General features: G+C 41.9%; 15 protein-coding genes. 9 read left to right on the top strand and 6 right to left on the bottom strand.

The window, feature by feature from the left end; genetic code table 11:
* Window positions 1-20 precede the first annotated feature (20 nt).
* Window positions 21-1667, bottom strand: coding sequence for a UxaA family hydrolase (locus F824_RS0113240; RefSeq protein WP_026333697.1), 1647 nt, complete (start codon window positions 1665-1667; stop codon window positions 21-23).
* A gap of 106 nt (window positions 1668-1773) precedes the next feature.
* On the opposite strand from F824_RS0113240, the gene F824_RS0113235 reads away from it, so the two are divergent.
* The 5 genes from F824_RS0113235 (at window position 1774) to F824_RS0113215 (ending at window position 6496) form a co-directional block, all read left to right on the top strand.
* Window positions 1774-2769, top strand: coding sequence for a sugar kinase (locus F824_RS0113235; RefSeq protein ID WP_019598384.1), 996 nt, complete (start codon window positions 1774-1776; stop codon window positions 2767-2769).
* 90 nt (window positions 2770-2859) lie between these two features.
* A complete protein-coding gene (locus tag F824_RS0113230) occupies window positions 2860-3516 on the top strand; it encodes a beta/alpha barrel domain-containing protein (RefSeq protein ID WP_033405358.1) in 657 nt (218 codons plus the stop codon).
* 128 nt (window positions 3517-3644) lie between these two features.
* Window positions 3645-4628 carry a TRAP transporter substrate-binding protein gene (locus F824_RS0113225; RefSeq protein ID WP_019598382.1) on the top strand — a complete coding sequence of 328 codons (984 nt, stop codon included), beginning with the start codon at window positions 3645-3647 and terminating at the stop codon, window positions 4626-4628.
* A gap of 82 nt (window positions 4629-4710) precedes the next feature.
* Window positions 4711-5199 (top strand): TRAP transporter small permease, encoded by a 489-nt coding sequence (locus F824_RS0113220; RefSeq protein ID WP_019598381.1) that lies wholly within the window; start codon window positions 4711-4713, stop codon window positions 5197-5199.
* A 1-nt stretch (window position 5200) separates the two neighbouring features.
* Window positions 5201-6496, top strand: coding sequence for a TRAP transporter large permease (locus F824_RS0113215; protein ID WP_019598380.1), 1296 nt, complete (start codon window positions 5201-5203; stop codon window positions 6494-6496).
* A 132-nt stretch (window positions 6497-6628) separates the two neighbouring features.
* Here F824_RS0113215 and F824_RS0113210 read toward each other — a convergent pair whose 3' ends face one another.
* The gene (locus F824_RS0113210; RefSeq protein ID WP_139189818.1) at window positions 6629-7279 is read right to left on the bottom strand and encodes a DUF4136 domain-containing protein; all 651 of its coding nucleotides are present in this window, start codon (window positions 7277-7279) and stop codon (window positions 6629-6631) included.
* A gap of 16 nt (window positions 7280-7295) precedes the next feature.
* Complete coding sequence (locus tag F824_RS0113205) at window positions 7296-7847, bottom strand: DUF4136 domain-containing protein (RefSeq protein ID WP_019598378.1); 552 nt, start codon at window positions 7845-7847, stop codon at window positions 7296-7298.
* An 819-nt stretch (window positions 7848-8666) separates the two neighbouring features.
* Here F824_RS0113205 and F824_RS0113190 point away from each other — a divergent pair.
* From F824_RS0113190 to F824_RS0113175, 3 genes are all read left to right on the top strand, one after another.
* Entirely contained in the window at window positions 8667-9377 is a 711-nt protein-coding gene (locus F824_RS0113190) for a ferritin-like domain-containing protein (RefSeq protein ID WP_019598375.1), read from the top strand.
* A gap of 18 nt (window positions 9378-9395) precedes the next feature.
* Entirely contained in the window at window positions 9396-10196 is an 801-nt protein-coding gene (locus F824_RS0113185; RefSeq protein ID WP_019598374.1) for a ferritin-like domain-containing protein, read from the top strand.
* A 1025-nt stretch (window positions 10197-11221) separates the two neighbouring features.
* The gene (locus tag F824_RS0113175; RefSeq protein ID WP_019598372.1) at window positions 11222-12292 is read left to right on the top strand and encodes a hypothetical protein; all 1071 of its coding nucleotides are present in this window, start codon (window positions 11222-11224) and stop codon (window positions 12290-12292) included.
* 316 nt (window positions 12293-12608) lie between these two features.
* Here the strand turns inward: F824_RS0113175 and F824_RS0113170 are convergent, their stop codons facing one another.
* Window positions 12609-13085 carry a copper resistance protein NlpE gene (locus F824_RS0113170; protein ID WP_019598371.1) on the bottom strand — a complete coding sequence of 159 codons (477 nt, stop codon included), beginning with the start codon at window positions 13083-13085 and terminating at the stop codon, window positions 12609-12611.
* Window positions 13086-13888: 803 nt separating this feature from the next.
* Between F824_RS0113170 and F824_RS0113155 the strand changes: the two genes are divergently transcribed.
* Window positions 13889-16660 (top strand): outer membrane beta-barrel protein, encoded by a 2772-nt coding sequence (locus F824_RS0113155; RefSeq protein ID WP_019598368.1) that lies wholly within the window; start codon window positions 13889-13891, stop codon window positions 16658-16660.
* A 368-nt stretch (window positions 16661-17028) separates the two neighbouring features.
* On the opposite strand, the gene F824_RS0113150 is transcribed toward F824_RS0113155, so the two are convergent.
* Window positions 17029-17367: a TraR/DksA family transcriptional regulator gene (locus tag F824_RS0113150; RefSeq protein WP_022582307.1), complete on the bottom strand. Its 339-nt coding sequence runs from the start codon at window positions 17365-17367 to the stop codon at window positions 17029-17031.
* 4 nt (window positions 17368-17371) lie between these two features.
* Window positions 17372-17824: a class I SAM-dependent methyltransferase gene (locus F824_RS25890; protein ID WP_161629748.1), complete on the bottom strand. Its 453-nt coding sequence runs from the start codon at window positions 17822-17824 to the stop codon at window positions 17372-17374.
* Window positions 17825-17826 lie beyond the last annotated feature (2 nt).

The following is a 17826-nucleotide window of genomic DNA, read 5'->3' as shown; positions in this document are numbered from 1 at the left end:
GGGTCAAAGCAGCAATGAAATTATAAAGAAACCCCTCTTTTCCAAGGAATAAAATCATCTTGATCAAGGAGTTGGGCTTTGGCTTTTATCTCTCCGCTGGCCACCTGGATGATGTGCTCGACAATTTCTTCTCCCATTTCGGTGATGGTTTTCTCTCCCGAGATTACCCCACCTGTATCGATGTCGATGATGTCGGGCATGCGCACGGCCAATTTGGTATTCGAGGAAATCTTGATCACCGGTGCAACGGGATTGCCTGTTGGTGTACCCAAACCGGTCGTGAAGAGCATGATATTGGCACCGGAACCTGCCATGGCTGTGGTGCTTTCCACATCATTTCCAGGGGTGCAAAGCAGGTTCAATCCTGGCTTGGTAGCATATTCGGCATAATCCAAAACATCTACCACCGGAGAGGTGCCTCCTTTTTTGGAAGCTCCGGAAGATTTCATGGCGTCGGTAATCAAGCCATCCTTGATGTTTCCCGGAGAAGGGTTCATGTCAAATCCGGATCCGGCAGCCACTGCCGAAGCGGAATAGTCGCGCATCAGAGAACCGAATTTTTCGGCGATTTCGTCATTCACACACCTGTTCATCAATTCTTGCTCCACACCACAAAGTTCCGGGAATTCCGAAAGAATGGTTTTTCCTCCCAAAGCAACGATCAGGTCTGAGGCATGACCAACGGCTGGGTTGGCAGAAATCCCCGAGAATCCATCCGAACCACCGCATTCCAAACCAACGGTCAATTTGCTCAATGGCGCAGGGGCTCTTTCCTGTTCATTTGCCTTGGCCATCGCCATAAAGGTCATTTTGATCGCTTGGGACAGCAGGTGCAGTTCCGTCCCTTCTTTCTGTTGTTCGAGCAGAATGATGGGTTTTTCCTGATGGGGATTGATTTTGTCCAGTTTCTCCTGTAGAATTGCAGGCTGGGCATTTTGGCAACCCAAACTCAAAACTGTTGCGCCTGCGACATTGGGGTTATTGATATAACCTGCCAACAAAGCACAAAGCATTTCCGAATCCTGACGGATCCCACCACAGCCACCTTGGTGGGTCAGGAACTTGATGCCGTCTATGTTTTTGAATAATTTATTGTTTTTTTGAAGCGCAACTTCCTCAACAGCCAATTCGGAAATGGCTTCTTGTTTCCCACTTTTGAACAACTCCGCCATTTGTTGCACGAGTGATTTGTATGGATTTGGTTTTCCGAATCCGAGTTCCTCAGTGAAGGCTTGTTTGATGACTTCCACGTTTCTGTTTTCACAAAAAACCAGCGGGACAACGATCCAATAGTTGGCCGTTCCGACCTGACCATCTTTTCTGTGGAAACCATTGAAGGTTCTGTTGCTGAAAGGATTATGGGTCGGTGGTGTCCATTCGTAGGTCCCCGTTTTCTTGCCAAAGGAATTGGCTTCATGGGCCACGTTGGCAGTGGTGAGTACAGCACCTTTCAGGATGGGGTACACGGCTTTTCCGACAATGGAACCATACATATAGATGTGCTCCCCTTGTGCCAAATCGACCAAGGCAAACTTGTGTTTGGCGGGAGTGTTGTCTTTCAATAAAATGCTTATGCCATTGAATTCAATAGATTCTCCTGACTTTAGGTCAGTCAATGCCACTAAAACATTATCTTGGGGATGAATTTGTAAAATCTTATGGTTCATTGGTATTTTTGATTTATATTGCGCAATCGATTGCGCAATTTATGCAAAAGAAAAGTTAGAATGAAAATATAAATGATAATTTTAAGACCTGAACCTAAAAATAAAAATGAGTAGAAAGATAATCACCTTGGGAGAAGTCATGATGCGGCTCACCACCCCTGGAAATGAGCGGTTTCTTCAGGCGGATCAGTTCAATATCGTCTATGGTGGGGCAGAAGCCAATGTTTCTGTTTCACTGGCCCAATGGGGGCTTCATGCTGCCCATGTGACGGCATTTCCCAAAAACGATCTTGGCAATGCGGCTGCACGATACCTTCGTCAGACGGGTGTTGACATTTCTCATGTCTCTTTCAACGAAGGTAGAATGGGCCTGTATTTTTTGGAGAATGGAGCCATGCAAAGATCCTCAAAGATCATATATGACCGTTTCGATTCCGCTTTTGCCAATTTTGACGGAGAAGCAATCGATTGGGATAATATTTTTGAAGATGCGGATTGGTTTCACTGGACAGGAATTACACCCGCACTATCCGAAAAAGCCGCTGCCATGACTTTGAAAGCACTTCAGGTTGCCTCAAGCAAAGGCTTGATGATCAGTGGTGATATCAATTATAGAAGAAATCTCTGGCAATACGGAAAAGGGCCTTTGGACGTCATGCCTGAATTGATCCAATATACGAATGTGATTGTTGCCGGTCTGGTGGATTTCGAAAATTGCATGGATATCAAAGCGGACGATTACGAAGAGGCATGCCTCAAAACCAGGAAGAATTTCCCCAATATCAAGTACATCACGACCACGGAAAGAAATTCGATTTCCGCATCGCACAACCAACTTCAGGGATGGTTATGGAATGGAAGGGAATTATTGACTTCCAAAACGTATGACATGACCCATATTGTGGACAGGGTTGGGGGAGGAGATGCCTACATGGCTGGGTTGATTTACGGGTTGCTCTTTTATTCCGATCAGAAAGCCTTGGAATTTGCTGTGGCTGCCTCCGTTTTAAAACACAGTATTTCCGGTGATGCCAATTTGGTCAGCCTGGAGGAAGTAGAGTCTCTCGTCAAAGGGGAACATGTGGGGAAATTACTGAGGTAAATGGAGGTATCCATTGGAAATCGGTATTTTCATCAATAGCGCATGAAGCCCCAGTACCTTTAACCTAAATAAAAAACTATTTTAATGAAAATGAATCAACAAGTTATATTGGACAGCATGTCTGGCACAGGAATGATCCCGGTCTTCAACCATGCCAATGTTGAAATCGCCACAGGAGTTTTGGATGCCGCTTACGCTGCTGGAATCAAGGTTTTTGAGTTTACCAATAGGGGGACCCATTCCCTTGAGGTTTTTAGTGCTTTGAAATTGCATTCTGAAAAATACCAGGATTTGTTCTTGGGTATCGGTACCATCTTTAGCGTCGAGGAGGCAAAGAATTTCCTTTATGCAGGTGCCGATTTCATTGTTTCTCCGGCATTGGTTCCCGAAGTAGCACTTTATTGCACCATGAAAGGCGTATTATGGATCCCAGGTTGTGCTACCGTTACGGAGGTATTCCAAGCCAAGACTTTGGGAGCGAAGTTGATCAAAGCCTTTCCAGGAAATCTTCTCGGACCGGATTTCATCAAAGCAGTGAAGTCCATCATGCCGGATGTCAAGTTGATGCCTACCGGTGGAGTGGAACCCACAGCAGCCAATCTCACTTCTTGGTTCAATTCCGGAGTGTTTTGTGTGGGCATGGGCTCCCAATTATTTGACAAAAAAGAAATTGAAAACAAAGAATTTGATGTCTTGACCAAAAAAATAAAAGAAGCTTTGGAAACAATCCAAGAGATCAGGAAATAACAAAAGATCGCACCGAGACTGGATGCCTATTTTCACTTTGCCTATTTAATCATGCAATGGGTATTCAAGTGTAAAAGGTCTGCCAGCCATTTGATCTTCAATTCTCATCATCCAAACCAGGAATACCAATGACCCAAAAACCTATTGTACTATTTGTTCTTTTTTTGATCATTCTTATCGGTGGCTGCAAAGGCCCTGGTGGGGTCCGGGTGATTAAACTCGGTCACGGACTGGGCATCACCCATCCAGTCCATGAGGCGATGGAGTTTTTGGCCCAGAGAGTGGAAGAAAAGTCCAAAGGAGAAATGATCGTCAAAATCTACCCCAACCAACAATTGGGCTCCGAGCGGGAATTGGTGGAATTGCTTCAGATCGGTTCTTTGGGGATGACAAAAGTCTCTTCTGCGATCCTGGAGAGTTTTGCACCCAAACTTCAGGTCTTGAGTTTTCCCTACCTGTTTAGAGATGACGAACATCGTGAAAATGTATTGAAGAGCGAAATTGGGAAAAACCTGCTTTTGGAAAGCCAGGAGTTCTGGTTGCGAGGTCTTTGTTATTATGACGCCGGCAAAAGGAGCTTCTATACCAAAAGCAAACCAATCGAATCTCCGGAAGATTTAAAGGGTTTGAAAATCAGGACGATGGAAAGCAATACTGCCATCAACATGGTCAAAAGTTTTGGGGGATCCCCAACTCCTGTTTCTTATGGAGAGCTCTATACCGCTCTTCAGCAGGGGATAGTGGATGGCGCCGAAAACAATCCTCCTAGTCTTTATACCTCGAGGCATTACGAAGTCTGCAAATTTTACTCCATCAACGAACATACTGCCGTTCCAGACATCATGGTCATCAGCACCAAAGTTTGGGCACTTCTTTCCGAGCAGGAAAAACAATGGCTGCAGGAAGCCGCCGACGAATCCGCAACCTACCAATATAAAATATGGGCGGAATCTGTGGAAGAATCCTTGGAAGAAATGAAGAAAGCGGGTGTCACCATTCTTTATCCTGATCAGGAGAGTTTCAGGAATTCTGTGGAATCCATGTACGAGGGAGTAAAAGTCAGTCAGCCTGAGCTTTATGAAGTGATCCAACAGATCAGGAATCACGATTGAGTTTCTTCGCTGATAGTCATCCGATCATCCCCGTTTTTGGGACTTGGATTCAGGAATTTATACTTTGAAAAGAAATAGCTTTATGAAGAAAATCACCCTAAAACAAAGCGTAGATAAGGTTGTCTCAAGTGCCCTGATCATTTTGATGGGATTGATGGTGATCAATGTTACCTGGCAGGTATTGTCCCGCTATATTTTCCAAAATCCCGCATCCTTTACCGATGAACTCTCCCGCTACATGCTGGTTTGGCTGGGGATGTTGGGCGCCGCCTATGTGGCAGGTCAGGACCAGCATTTGGCCATTGACATCGTATTGAGGAAACTGGAAGGGAAGGCAAAAGCCAACCTGCAGATTCTGATCAATTCCCTGGTGATCATTTTTGTGGTCGCAGTGATGATTTTGGGAGGGAGTAACTTGGTCTACATCACTTTTATCTTGGAACAAAAATCGGCCACCCTGCAAGTGCCGCTGGCCTATATTTATACCATCATTCCCGTGAGTGGACTGCTGGTTCTTTTTTATCAACTTTCCCAGATTTTTGATATCCTCAAAACCCAAAAAACAGCATAGCATGGATTATATCAGCATTGTTATTTTAGTACTTACTTTCATCACCCTAATGGCCATCGGGGTTCCCGTGGCCTGGAGTCTTGGGTTGTCGAGTTTTGTTACGCTGTTGGTTTCCGTGGCAGCGGGACCTTCAGCCACCACGATTGCCCAGAGAATGGGAACAGGTTTGGACAGTTTTTCCTTATTGGCAATCCCGTTTTTTGTGCTGGCTGGGGAGATCATGAACCGGGGAGGCATCGCGAACCGGTTGATTGAATTGGCCAAGGCGATCACGGGAAGACTTCCGGGTGGATTGTTGTATGTCAATGTCATTGCAGCCATGCTCTTTGGAGCCATCGCCGGATCGGCAGCAGCTGCGGCTTCTGCCATTGGTGGTGTGTTGGGTAAGAGAATGGAAGCTGAAGGCTACCCAAGGGAATTGGGTGCTGCGGTGAATATCACTTCATCCACCACGGGCTTGATCATTCCTCCTTCCAACATCCTGATTGTTTATTCACTCGCCTCTGGCGGGGTTTCCATAGCGGCTCTTTTTATTGCAGGGTATATCCCCGGTCTTTTTATAGGGTTTTTGTTGATGGTGACTGCAGCGATATTTATCAAAAGGAAAAATCTTCCCGGTGGGGAAGCGACATCCCTGAAGGAATTGACCTCCAAGTTTTTGAGGGCATTTCCCAGTTTGATGCTTTTGGTGATCGTGATGGGTGGAATTGTTGGCGGAGTATTTACGGCTACGGAAGCTTCTGCCATTGCCGTGATCTATACCTTGGGACTTTCATTTGTCTATCGGGAATTGAAATGGAGAGAGGTTCCTTCCATTTTGCTGAAATCTTCCGAAACCACGGCAATCGTGATGTTGCTGATCGCCACATCCATGAGCATGTCTTGGGTAATGTCGAGTGAAGACATCCCGCAATCGATCAGCGATTCTTTATTGTCCATCAGTGACAATGTATGGGTGATCCTTTTGTTGATCAATATCCTGTTGCTGTTTGTTGGAATATTTATGGACATGACGCCTGCAGTTTTGATCTTTACGCCAATTTTCTTACCGATCGTCACGGAATTGGGAATTGATCCTGTTCATTTTGGGATCATCATGATCTTGAACCTATGTATCGGTCTGTGTACGCCGCCGGTGGGATCGGTCCTGTTTATCGGGGTTGGCGTCGCCCAGACGAGCATCGAAAAAGTAGTCAAACCCCTGATCCCGTTTTTCATCGCGATGATCATTGGCTTGATTGTGATTACACTGTTTCCAGGCATGACCCTTTGGTTGCCAAGAATGTTTGGCTTATAAGTTTTCTTTCCATTGGTTGAAAAAAGCAATCTCTAAGTCGGATTGATTGGCTTTCAAATTATACCCGGATCCCCATCCCAAGCGAATCTTTTCTTGGGATGGGGATTTTTGAATTTCAGCAACAAAGGATTTCTATCTTTGCCTTGCGATCAATCCTTCTTTGACCAACCTGCCTACCACCACTTTGGCAAATTCTTCAGAAGAACCTTCCAAATCGTAGGGGTTGGTTGTCTGAGATTGGGCTGACCACACCAAATCTTCGGATTTGGCATCATAAAGGTTGATTTCCAAGAAGTAATTTTTTTCCTGAGTATAATATCCGGGGCTGTATATCATAGGGTAATAAAAGGAATAGTATCTCCAAAAACCCCTGTAAAAGGCAAATCCCATTGGGTTATACATGATGTCTCCGGGAACATAACGGGTCTCATTGGTCTGATCGATCACCGCAATGGTCAAAATCGCATCGTTTTCCCTGTCTTTTATTGCGGTCAGGATCTCTTCCTTTTTGGTTTCCATAGCCCTGAATTCAGGTTTGATGATATTGAAACTGGTGACAGAAGCGACCCCTTTTTGATTCAACAGGTTTTGGAGGTTGTCTTCAATTGTTTTTCTTGCGAGAACATTGTCACTCAATGCAGCAATAAAAATATTGGAATAGCCACTGGGAGGGGAGTCAGGACTTTTCCAAGAACCGAGGATCTTGGTCGAAGACGAACAAGAGGAAAAAAGAAGGCTTATTCCAAGAATGAGAAAAGGTAGAAAATGGACGTTGGTTTTCATGGGATTGGATTTTGGTTTATTTGCTTGTTCCATTGATTTTGGTAAAAAAGGCATCGACTATTTTTAAAATTTCGGAGGGGATTTTTTTTTCTTTGTTTGGGATAATTTTCTCGGAAATGCCCATCCAAACAACTTGGTTTTGTTTGGCATCTACAAAATCCAGCCTAATGCTGCCCTTTTTGTATCGGCCCACTTCCACGATTTCGGTTTTCCAAGTGTACCGACGCTGTCCGATGTAATTGAAAGTCCCCGGATCTGTCATTAGGCCGGTTTGTCGGGTTTGTATTTTCTCTTCCACGCGTATGCCGATATTGATTTTCAATTTAGGATCAGGGCTTTCCCTCAATCCCCTGTTTTCCATTTGCTGGATGATGGCTGTTTTCAAGAGGTGGACGTTTCTTTGGAATTGGTTGCTGGTGTCTCCTTTCACATCCAGTCCATAAAAACCAAATGTCTGATAGGCATCAAGATCAAAACCCAACTTATCCGTAGGCAAAACCGTAATCTTTGCTGCTGTAGCGCAACTGAATTGAATGCAAATAGCGATCAATAAAACCCAGTTTTTCATCCCCAAAAAATCAATTGGCTGTAAATGTTTGCTGCTCCTTTATTCGAGAGTCCTTGATGTGTGAATTGAATTTGTAAAAGAAGATTAGGGATGCCCATTGGCTCAAATTCAAATTTGAGAAAAGTCCTTATTTTTTGGCTGTAAGCGCTCCAAAAAAAACTTTTGTTTTTTTGGAGTATCATCCCCACCATTCCAATACAACTTCAATGAATTCAAATCAGTAAAAATTCACGATGTTATAAATGATAAAATTTAAAATTATAATTTAAAAATACACAATAAACACCAATAAAGAATAATTAAAATTAGTATAATGTAAAAATAGTTGAATTGGTGAATTCTGTTTTCGAATGAAACCATTCCTACTGTTTCCACTGGTTGTCACTGCTGGATTTAGGTTTTTATAGGGTTTAGAACGCCATTTTAAGGGGTAGGAGCTTACTTTTTTTAAAAACCCCCTGTGGTGTATGGCCAAATTTAATCCAACTTGGAAAGGATCAATAATGGGTCTTTTCTACAATTATTGACTTCATCCTTTGGCAATAGGCGCACTTCTCCAAATGGTCTGATTTTTTTGCAGTTTCAACAAAATTAGAAACGCATTGCATATTCCGGTTTTAATTTCCCGAATACTTTTCAAATGGATTTCAAAGGAATTTGACTCCTAAGTAATCCAATCCGTGATCAGACTTCGTAATTGAATCGAAATGTTTTTACAGTGTCTTTTTTGTTGCGGCCATTCCCAAAAGGAATTCCAGTGAAGAAAATAAAGTAAATCCATTTTTCACCTTTTTATTCATCATTGAATCACAAATTATTATGTCTAAAACAAATCAAGTGAAAGAGGATACCAAGTCGGTATTCCAAAACAAGGGTTCTCGAAGGAACTTCCTTAAATACAGTGGTGCGGGTATTGCGACCGCAGGAATTCTTTTGATGGGATGCGAGGACAATGAAAACATGGTTCCGGATTTGGACGGAGTTGTAAATCTTGGTTCTGGCGATGTAGGGGTATTGAATTATGCCTATGTTCTCGAACAACTTGAGGCTGCGTTCTATATCAATGTGGTCACCAACTTGTATAGAAACATTTCCGATGTGGAAAGAACCATGATGGAAGATCTACGAAACCATGAAGTTGCGCATCGCGATTTTCTGAAAGCGGCTCTGGGCAGCAATGCCATTGGGGAATTGACATTCGATTTTAGCTCTGTCAATTTTAACAACAGGGAAAGTGTTTTGGCAACAGCCAAGGTTTTTGAAGATTTGGGGGTTGCAGCTTACAATGGTGCAGGAAAATTATTGCAAAATCCCGATTTTCTTTTGATCGCCGGTAAAATCGTCTCGGTGGAAGCCCGTCATGCGGCAGCCATCAGGAGCATTTTGGACAGTGATCCAAAATCCTTTGCAGGGAATGACGTCATCGACGCCAATGGTTTGGATAGGGCTTTTGAACCAGCAATGGTTTTGAATGCTGCTTCAACCTTCATTCTCAATAAAATCAATGCATCTCAATTGCCAACATCCTAAAATTTAGCCGAAAAGATTATGAAAATTTTTCAATTATTGGAAATGTACAGTATCAAGCCTGAAACCTTGGATACTTTCACCTCAAGAAGAAATGCATTCGCTAAATTGGGTTCATTTGGCAAAAAAGTAGCTATGGCTGCTATTCCAGTTGGATTCGCCTCCGTAGCGGGTAACAAAGCATATGCGGCCACCATGGAACCTCTTGATGTTTTAAATTTTGCCTTGACCCTTGAATATCTTGAAGCGGAATATTACACCAAAGGCCTAGCGGCAAGTGGTTTGATTCCAGCTGGAAAGGACCGTGCGATCTTTGAACTAATAGAGAAACACGAAGTGGATCACGTTGCATTTTTGATCGCAGGCATCACCGCTAGCGGTGGAACTCCGGTTTCAAAACCCACATTTGATTTCACTGTTGGAGGTGCTTTCAATCCTTTTGGGAATTATGAGCAGTTTCTTGCTTTGGCTCAGGCTTTTGAAGACACGGGCGTTAGGGCTTACAAAGGCCAAGCGGCCAATTTGATGTCCAATAAAGCCTTGCTGACGGCAGCTTTGCAAATCCATTCTGTGGAAGCAAGACATGCCTCTGAGGTACGCAGGCTTCGTGGCTTGAAAGGTTGGATAACCCAAAACGAAAGAGGAGCAGGAATGCCTGAGGCTACCCAAGCAGTTTATAACGGAGAAAACAACTTGATGCAAGGCGGAGTGAATGTGACCACTGTTACCACCATTGGATCCGATGGCATTACCGAATCATTTGATGAACCCTTGACCAAGGAAGAGGTTTTGACCATTGCCGGTCTTTTTATCGCAGCCTAATCAAGAAAGATACTGGTTGAGATGGAGGCATCTTAAAATCGGGACCGGACGAAAGCGCTGGTTCCGATTTTTTATATACTTCTATTCCGGTTGATTTTTTGAATGACGAAACGGGAATCCAAGCGTATTCAACCCTGAAAATAGACTTTATGTTGCGCGTGATTTTTTGATTTTGCTGTCCATAATTATTTTTCATGTAAACACGCTACCGTACCCACACACCGATGGGCCAGTTGAAAAACGCTAAAAACCCAGAATTCAAGATTTCTACCGCCTCCCGTTTCCGGTCTCCCGTCTCCTGACTCCCGTCTTCCAAAACTTAATTCCGAAAACACACTTCATTTCAGCAATAGCAAAGGAACCTATTGTTTTTCCTCAAATTCCCGCGCATGATTCATGAAAGACAAAGGCCTGAATATGCTTGTAAACTTGTAATTTTCAGGATAATAAGTTAAAATTGTATATCGGTTGTTTCTAAATACGATTAATAAAGAATCTGTAAATCAGATTTATTTTTTTGCTCTCCCGGGAACCTTCAAAAATTCCCCAAATAAATTCTATAAGTGGTCAAAGCAGGGCTTTGTCTGTTTTTTTTAAGGAGAGCTGCCTCAGAGGATTCAGGTAGGGACCCAATCGTGAAAATCTTATAAATTGAGTCAATTATAAATAAAATTTGACTTAAAAGAACCAATTGGTATGAATTGTAAAAATCTTAAGCATTCGATAAAATTCATAATTTTAATTGCCCTATCACCATAACCTACAGATTTTCGTGGGGACCATTGGGTGAACATCCATAGAAAATATGGTTGTCAGGAAATTGATTCTTGAGCATTTTGAATGGGAAACATTGCTTTATAAAAGTAAAAATGACTTTAAATGGAATAGAAAGTTGGACAATGCCTATATTTGTATCCCCCAAGTTAAATTCCAGCCAAAGTGAAATGAAAAAAGTACCCAATTTTAATCCTTTGGAATGCTTTAAAAACACCTAAAACGCGAAGTATAATATTTCAAAAATAATCATGCAAAATACAACCCTTGAAGTTCAGGCCAATATGGAAGTCGAAGAAACCGAAATTAGAGATACCACACTGCGCATTTTGATCACAGGACCTGAAAGTTCCAGGTCTTTTGCGGAAAAATTGAAAGATGGTGTCAATGAGTTCGAATTTTTTCCTCTCGATGATGAAAGCCGAGATGAAGATGCCCCTTTTATTTTCAAGTATCTAAAGCCGGCCATTGACCTAGCCAAAGAGGGTAATTTCAACGTGATTATCGGTGTAGATGAGCTTCAGCAGAAGATCGGACTCGCCATCAAAAAAGCTGATTCAGATAGTTTTACCATCATGAATGCGCATCAAGTGGCTGCCATTCTGCTTTCGGGTTGGTTGGCTGCTGCCGAAAAAGGGAAATTGGTTTGTTTGAAATCCATCCATGTGTCCGATATGATCGAGCAAATGGTGATGCTTTCCAAAAATGAATGTCATAACCTTGTCATTCCGATCGGAAAATTCCGTGACGAAATCAAAAAGGTACAATCCGACTTGAATGATGAGGTTTTGGTTGCATTTAATGTGGATCAGGAAGTCTTTCATAGCGAAAAGGATTTGGAAGAGATCGTTAAAAGCCTGATTCTGCTTGAAACTTCCCAAAGGGAAAAAGGGGAGACCCTTCTTGAATTGCTTGTTGATCTCTATTCAGAATATGGATTTTATAAAGAAAAAACTATTTCCGTAGATTATTATTCTGCAAGTCAAAAAGCACATCTTCTTGCCATCATGGACATTGGGAGAAAAACCCCAAAGATCTTGGAGGAAAGATTTCCAATCAGCAGGATCATTGACTATTTGAAAGGGAAATCTGTCAATTTATTGACACAGAAAAAGCACGAATTCACCAACAATACAGCCAATATTCTTAGGATTGAGTCTCCAAACAACTTTACCATCACCTTTTCACCGACGGATAACAAAATGTACAACTACGTCAGTATGAAAGGGAATATCTCATCCAAAGCCAGATACGCAGATGAGGACAAACATTTGGACAAAGAAATATTGAGAGTCATCCAGATGATCAATAAAATCATTTGATTTACTCTTCTTCTTCTCTGGCTCAAAACCGGGGACTTTAAATAAGAAGGAAATTCATAAAAAAGGAAAGCCGAAAGCCACATGTGGCTTTCGGCTTTCCTTTTTTTTATTCTATTGGAAATTTAGTTTCTAGAAAACACTAAGAAATGTAGCCACCGCCCGGCATTAACTCCCGCATTCCGCTCCCTAAACCAATCTATTCATATTGGAATGGACATGCTACATTTGAATTGATTACGCAAGGATTTGCATCCAATAGCAAGTTTGTACTCCAACACGCAGAAATGCGGACTCTCCCACCAATTTTCTTCCCCGATTAATTTTTGGTCAATCGATATTTCGCTGCAAGATCCCCAGTGATTCTGTTGCCTTCCATATCCAGATGGAGAAGGTAATTTTCGCCGACGAAATATTGATTGGGCAATGCTTCACCTACTAAGGTAATGGTGTTTCCAGCTTCATTCCATGAAAAAACACCACTGCTTTCCTGGGTTTTCTGATCTGTTTTACCATGGTAAATGACTTTCTTGGTATAGGAATTCCCAGATTCCAATTCCAAGAGAATTTCGATTCCTTCACAATCGGCACATGGGAGAATCCCTTTGTATACACCCATGAAATCCAAAGAGTTTTGTGCGTTGTGTTCATCCTGAAATTCAACCAAATCATCTTCTGATATTTCCGTTAATGGTTTTGTATCCATTTCTTCATGTTTTTGATCGGATTTTTGGCAGGACCCAAAGGATAGGAGAACTGCGAGATACATCGATAATCCAAGATGTGTTTTTTTCATTTACAATTAAATTTGAAAGAATTGAGGAATAGTCAAAAGATGGAATGCGCTTGTATGAGATTTGAAATCTGGTTACTATGGGTGGGTTTTTTGTTTCATTATACCAATTTTATCATCACGTAAAGTCTCACAATTTAGCAAGAAGAAATGAACATTTAGCAGGGGTTTTCTTCTTCAAATCAGAGACAATTATTATGGGATTTCATTTCTCCTCCCTGGATTGGGTGCTTTCGGAATTCCCTTAAGTTTTTTTGGAAAGGAGATGGCTACCGGAAGTCCATTCCATCTGAAATACGGATGAAGTTTTTGATTTGGTTGAAATGGGAAGAAAATCAGACTATTAAGAGAATTAAAGAGTGGTGCAAGAGGCTGAAGTCAAAAACAGTAAACAGCTGAAGATTGTAAGGCAATTTTAGGTTGGAATAGGATTGGTATTGAACAAGATAGGTTCAATGGAAAAAAATTCCGGTTTCTCGGAATGATTTTTTGACGCTAAAAAAAACATGTCAATTGGGGAAATATGAAGGTTGGTCAATTCGCTTTTCTTCAATAAAGAATTGTTTGATTCAAATTCGACCAATGGCAGGATGGGAATTTATTTGAACGGTTCAGGATTTTTTTTTGCTTGGGATTTATCAGTTTGAGTAAAAATATGATTTTTTTCCCGCTGCTTCAAATTGGTTGAAAGCTTGTTTCTGGTATTTGACTGGCGGTTTGTCTTCCCTTTAACCTTACGATAACTTTGTGTTCCCAGTTGGTTATTCCCAATTCTCCTAAATACTATTCAAATCATATTAACAAAAATGTTCATTTTAAAAAGATTGCTTATTTTTTTATTCATGGTGCCAGGTGTTTTGGTTGCACAAACCAAATTGACGGGTAAGATAATAGACAAGTCCTCGCAGGAAACACTTCCAGGGGCCTACGTTTTTGTCAAAAACGCTGCCGATGAAACCCTTGAAAATACGTTTACAAATATGAATGGGGAATTCACCATCAACAAACCGAAGAGCGCTTCTTTTGTCTTGGAAATTAGTTTTATTGGGTTTGAGACTTTCAAAAAAACAATCGAAACTCCTGATGCGGGAATCAGTTTGGGTGTTTTCGAACTGGAGCAGGAGGGGAAACTTTTGGATGCTTTTGAGCTGAAGGCCCAGATCCTGACCGGAGAGGTCAAAGGGGATACCATCTCCTTCAATGCAGATGCTTTCAAAACCCGTCCACAGGCCAATGCCGAAGAGTTGGTGAGAAAAATGCCTGGCGTTGTCATGATGGGAGGAACCATTGAAGTTCAGGGAGAGACCGTGGGTAGGGTTTTGGTGGATGGTGAGCCCTTTTTCGGGGACAATCCGGCCATGGCCATGCAGAACCTTCCTGTGGAAATCATCGATCGAATTGAGTTCTTGGATCAGAAATCCGATCAAGCCATTTTAACCGGTTTTGATGACGGGCAGACGATCAAAACCATCAACATCATCACCAAAAAGGAAAAAAGAGGCGGTAAATTCGGAAGGATGTATGGCGGCTACGGGACCAACAACAATTACCTTGTCGGGGGAAATGTCAATTATTTCAAAGGGGCAAGAAGGGTCACCGTGTTGGGTTTGACCAACAATGTGAACCAACAGAATTTTTCCTCGGATGATTTGACCGGCGCATTTGGATCAGGTGGGGAGCAGTCCGGCGGAGGGGGAAGGGGAGGAAACCCCCTGATGACCAGAGAAAGACCGGGAATCACGGTTACCAATGCTTTAGGGATCAATTTTACGGACAAATACGATGATGGCAAAGCCAAACTGACCGGAAGCTACTTCTTTAACAATAGCCGGAACAATTTGACCCGCAGCTCTTCGAGAACCTACATTCTGCCAAGTGATAGCCTTCAGCTGTACAATCAGGTGAGTAGCAGTGAAAACATAAACCAAAGCCATCGGCTTGATTTTAGATTGGATTATGATATTTCCGAAAAACATGCCATAATCGTGAGGCCAAGGTTGAGATTTTCCAAAAGGGAAACTGTAAATACTCTTTCGGCCCAAAATCTATTTGACCAGAACACGCCAATCAACGAAACCCAGAACAGCACGAAGTCCAACAATGAGGGGTTTAGATTTGACAACGATTTTACTTATCGGTATAAATTCGACAAGCCGGGAAGAATACTTTCCACAGGGATCAGGACCAGAATCAATCAAAATGACAACACGTCCAATTTGATTTCCACAAACAGGGACTTTCAAACCAACAATCTGGACAGCTTGATTCAAAATTCAATTTCAAAATCCAATGGTCTCAATTATCAAATCGAAATTGAATACACAGAACCCTTGAGTGAATTTTCCCAGTTGAGGTTCCAATATGAATTGGGAAATGACCTTGGAAAAAACAAGCAGGAGGTATTCCAGAGGGAATTGGAATCCACCCAATTTCGAATAGACAGCACTTTGTCCAATCAATTTGAAAATACCTATCTCCAGCACCAATTGGGAATGGCCTATCGCTACAACACGGATAAAATAAGGATTTATACCTCACTTGATTATGAGATTTCCAATTTGAACAGTGACCGTTTGTTTCCCGGTTTTGAGAATACACAAAGGACATTCAAGAATTTTATTCCCCGATTTGTGTTCAATTACGATTGGAGTGAAAAAACCAATGTACGGGTGGACTACCGCGCAAGTACCGATGCTCCTTCAGTGAGGCAGCTCCAGGAAGTCATTGACAACAGCAATCCTATTCAGGTTTCAACTGGAAATCCAAATTTGGTTCAGGAGTATGGCCACAGGCTTTTTACCCGGATCAGAAAAGTGGATCCGGAATCCTCCAGGTCGATGTTCATGTTTGTTTCAGGTTCGGTTAGGAACAACTATCTTGGCAATTCTACCTTTATCGCGCAAAGTGATACCCTGCTTCAGGGAGGCGTATTGCTCCGGCAGGGGGGGCAATTCAACAGGCCTGTCAATTTGGACAATTATTGGGATGCGAGGAGTTATTTTGGAATGGGCTTTCCCTTGTCCTTTATCAAAAGCAATCTGAATATCAATGCCAGGGCAAACATCAGCAACCGACCGGGATTGATCAATGATCAAGTCAATATCAACCGAAATATAGGGATCGGACAGGGGTTTGGACTCAGTAGCAACATCAGTGAAAATCTGGATTTCAATATTTCCACGAATGGAAATTACAACATTGTCAGAAGCAGTCTTCAGGAAAACCTAGACAATAACTATTATTCGCAGAATTCCAGACTCGATCTCTATTGGCAATTTGCGGGTGGATTTTTCTTTAGCACCAATGTCAACAATCAGTTCTACAGAGGGCTGGGCGGTGACTTTGACCAATCGATTTGGTTGATGAATGCAGATGTTGGCTATAGGTTTCCGAAACAACAAAAACTGGAATTGAAACTCACCGTCTTTGATTTGTTGAATCAGAACACGAGCATAGAAAGAAACGTGACGGATGTTTATATTCAGAATGAAAGAACGCAGGTGTTGCAGCAATTTTTCATGCTCAGCCTAACCTATAACTTGAGGAGTTTTGGTGGCTCCAATGGAAGTGAAATGTAAATAGGTTGAAATCAAGTCTATTTTGTTTTTGGGTGATTCACCCATTTATCAAGCAAAAGACCGGGTCTTGAAATTTAACCCGTTTTATGCATTACGAACGCTATTAAATATTTTAATTTACTGATAATCAATTAGGTGTTGACTATTTTTGACTTCACCCTATTGGGGTCAGGAATTATTCTTCCAATAGGCTGATATTATTTCAGTTTCAATCCCATTTGGAAACCTATTGCATATTTCCATCTAACTTGATTCAAGTTAGATGCGCTACGTTACTTTTCCAATGTCTTAGAATTCGGGTTTAATGAAGGGGATAAAAATGGCTTTCTCAGTCCAAAAAATTTTTGGGTTTTGGAAAAAATATCCACTCAGGGTCTGGAAGCACAATGGATGCAAAGTGTACTTTCGGGCATAAAAAGCAAACGATTGATATTGATTTCGTTTCCGCATCGGGAACATTTGCCGAATTCAGTAGTCCCTAATTTTGCGGACCAATTGTGAAGGGCTTTTAATTTGGCTTCACATTTTCTGAGTTGGGATTCATTGATGGATTTATTGTTGATGTAATCCATTCGGCTGATTCTCCCGATGGCACTGTCAAGGCCCAAAGGTTTTGTCAATTCTTTCAAATCCTCTACTTCCTTCTTCAGTTCATGAATTTTTTCCATCATGACCATTCTGACTTTTTCTTCTTCTTTTTCTGTCATTCGGTTACTGTTTTTGGGACACAAAAACCCGTTTTCCATCAGAGATGATGCGTTTTAAATTTAATGATTTTTCCATCCATTGGATGGTTTTCAAATGATAAAAAGAAACATGTGTGGGATCTTTGGTGTAATACCAGTCGGGGAATTGATCATCCCGATGATACAATACCGTCATGATCGAGAGATATCCCCCTTTTTTCAGAAGTGTTGTGATTTTCAACAATTCCTCCAAAGGATTGTGAAAATGTTCCAGACATTCTGTGGCAAATATCAAGTCGTAGGCGGTGGATTTGATCCCATTCTGAAAAAAGAAGGGGTCATAGTTGTCACAAAAAATACCATACCCCTGTAAAACATGCGAAATGGCAGGCCCGGGACCACATCCGTAATCCAGGGCCTGCATATTTTTATCCAGGTAGGGGAGAAGAGGATCTATAGCCTTTTTCAGGAATTTCACAT

Source organism: Rhodonellum psychrophilum GCM71 = DSM 17998 (assembly GCF_000381545.1).
Taxonomy (GTDB): Bacteria; Bacteroidota; Bacteroidia; order Cytophagales; family Cyclobacteriaceae; genus Rhodonellum; species Rhodonellum psychrophilum.
The sequence above is the reverse complement of the archived record's forward strand: the minus strand, read 5'-3'. Positions and strand labels throughout refer to the sequence as shown.

Excerpts from the sequence above, each read along its gene's own strand:
- F824_RS0113240 (WP_026333697.1), bottom strand. The coding sequence starts at position 1,667 with ATGAACCATAAGATTTTACAAATTCATCCCCAAGATAATGTTTTAGTG.
- F824_RS0113235 (WP_019598384.1), top strand. The coding sequence starts at position 1,774 with ATGAGTAGAAAGATAATCACCTTGGGAGAAGTCATGATGCGGCTCACC.
- F824_RS0113230 (WP_033405358.1), top strand. The coding sequence starts at position 2,860 with ATGAATCAACAAGTTATATTGGACAGCATGTCTGGCACAGGAATGATC.
- F824_RS0113225 (WP_019598382.1), top strand. The coding sequence starts at position 3,645 with ATGACCCAAAAACCTATTGTACTATTTGTTCTTTTTTTGATCATTCTT.
- F824_RS0113220 (WP_019598381.1), top strand. The coding sequence starts at position 4,711 with ATGAAGAAAATCACCCTAAAACAAAGCGTAGATAAGGTTGTCTCAAGT.
- F824_RS0113215 (WP_019598380.1), top strand. The coding sequence starts at position 5,201 with ATGGATTATATCAGCATTGTTATTTTAGTACTTACTTTCATCACCCTA.
- F824_RS0113210 (WP_139189818.1), bottom strand. The coding sequence starts at position 7,279 with ATGAAAACCAACGTCCATTTTCTACCTTTTCTCATTCTTGGAATAAGC.
- F824_RS0113205 (WP_019598378.1), bottom strand. The coding sequence starts at position 7,847 with ATGAAAAACTGGGTTTTATTGATCGCTATTTGCATTCAATTCAGTTGC.
- F824_RS0113190 (WP_019598375.1), top strand. The coding sequence starts at position 8,667 with ATGTCTAAAACAAATCAAGTGAAAGAGGATACCAAGTCGGTATTCCAA.
- F824_RS0113185 (WP_019598374.1), top strand. The coding sequence starts at position 9,396 with ATGAAAATTTTTCAATTATTGGAAATGTACAGTATCAAGCCTGAAACC.
- F824_RS0113175 (WP_019598372.1), top strand. The coding sequence starts at position 11,222 with ATGCAAAATACAACCCTTGAAGTTCAGGCCAATATGGAAGTCGAAGAA.
- F824_RS0113170 (WP_019598371.1), bottom strand. The coding sequence starts at position 13,085 with ATGAAAAAAACACATCTTGGATTATCGATGTATCTCGCAGTTCTCCTA.
- F824_RS0113155 (WP_019598368.1), top strand. The coding sequence starts at position 13,889 with ATGTTCATTTTAAAAAGATTGCTTATTTTTTTATTCATGGTGCCAGGT.
- F824_RS0113150 (WP_022582307.1), bottom strand. The coding sequence starts at position 17,367 with ATGACAGAAAAAGAAGAAGAAAAAGTCAGAATGGTCATGATGGAAAAA.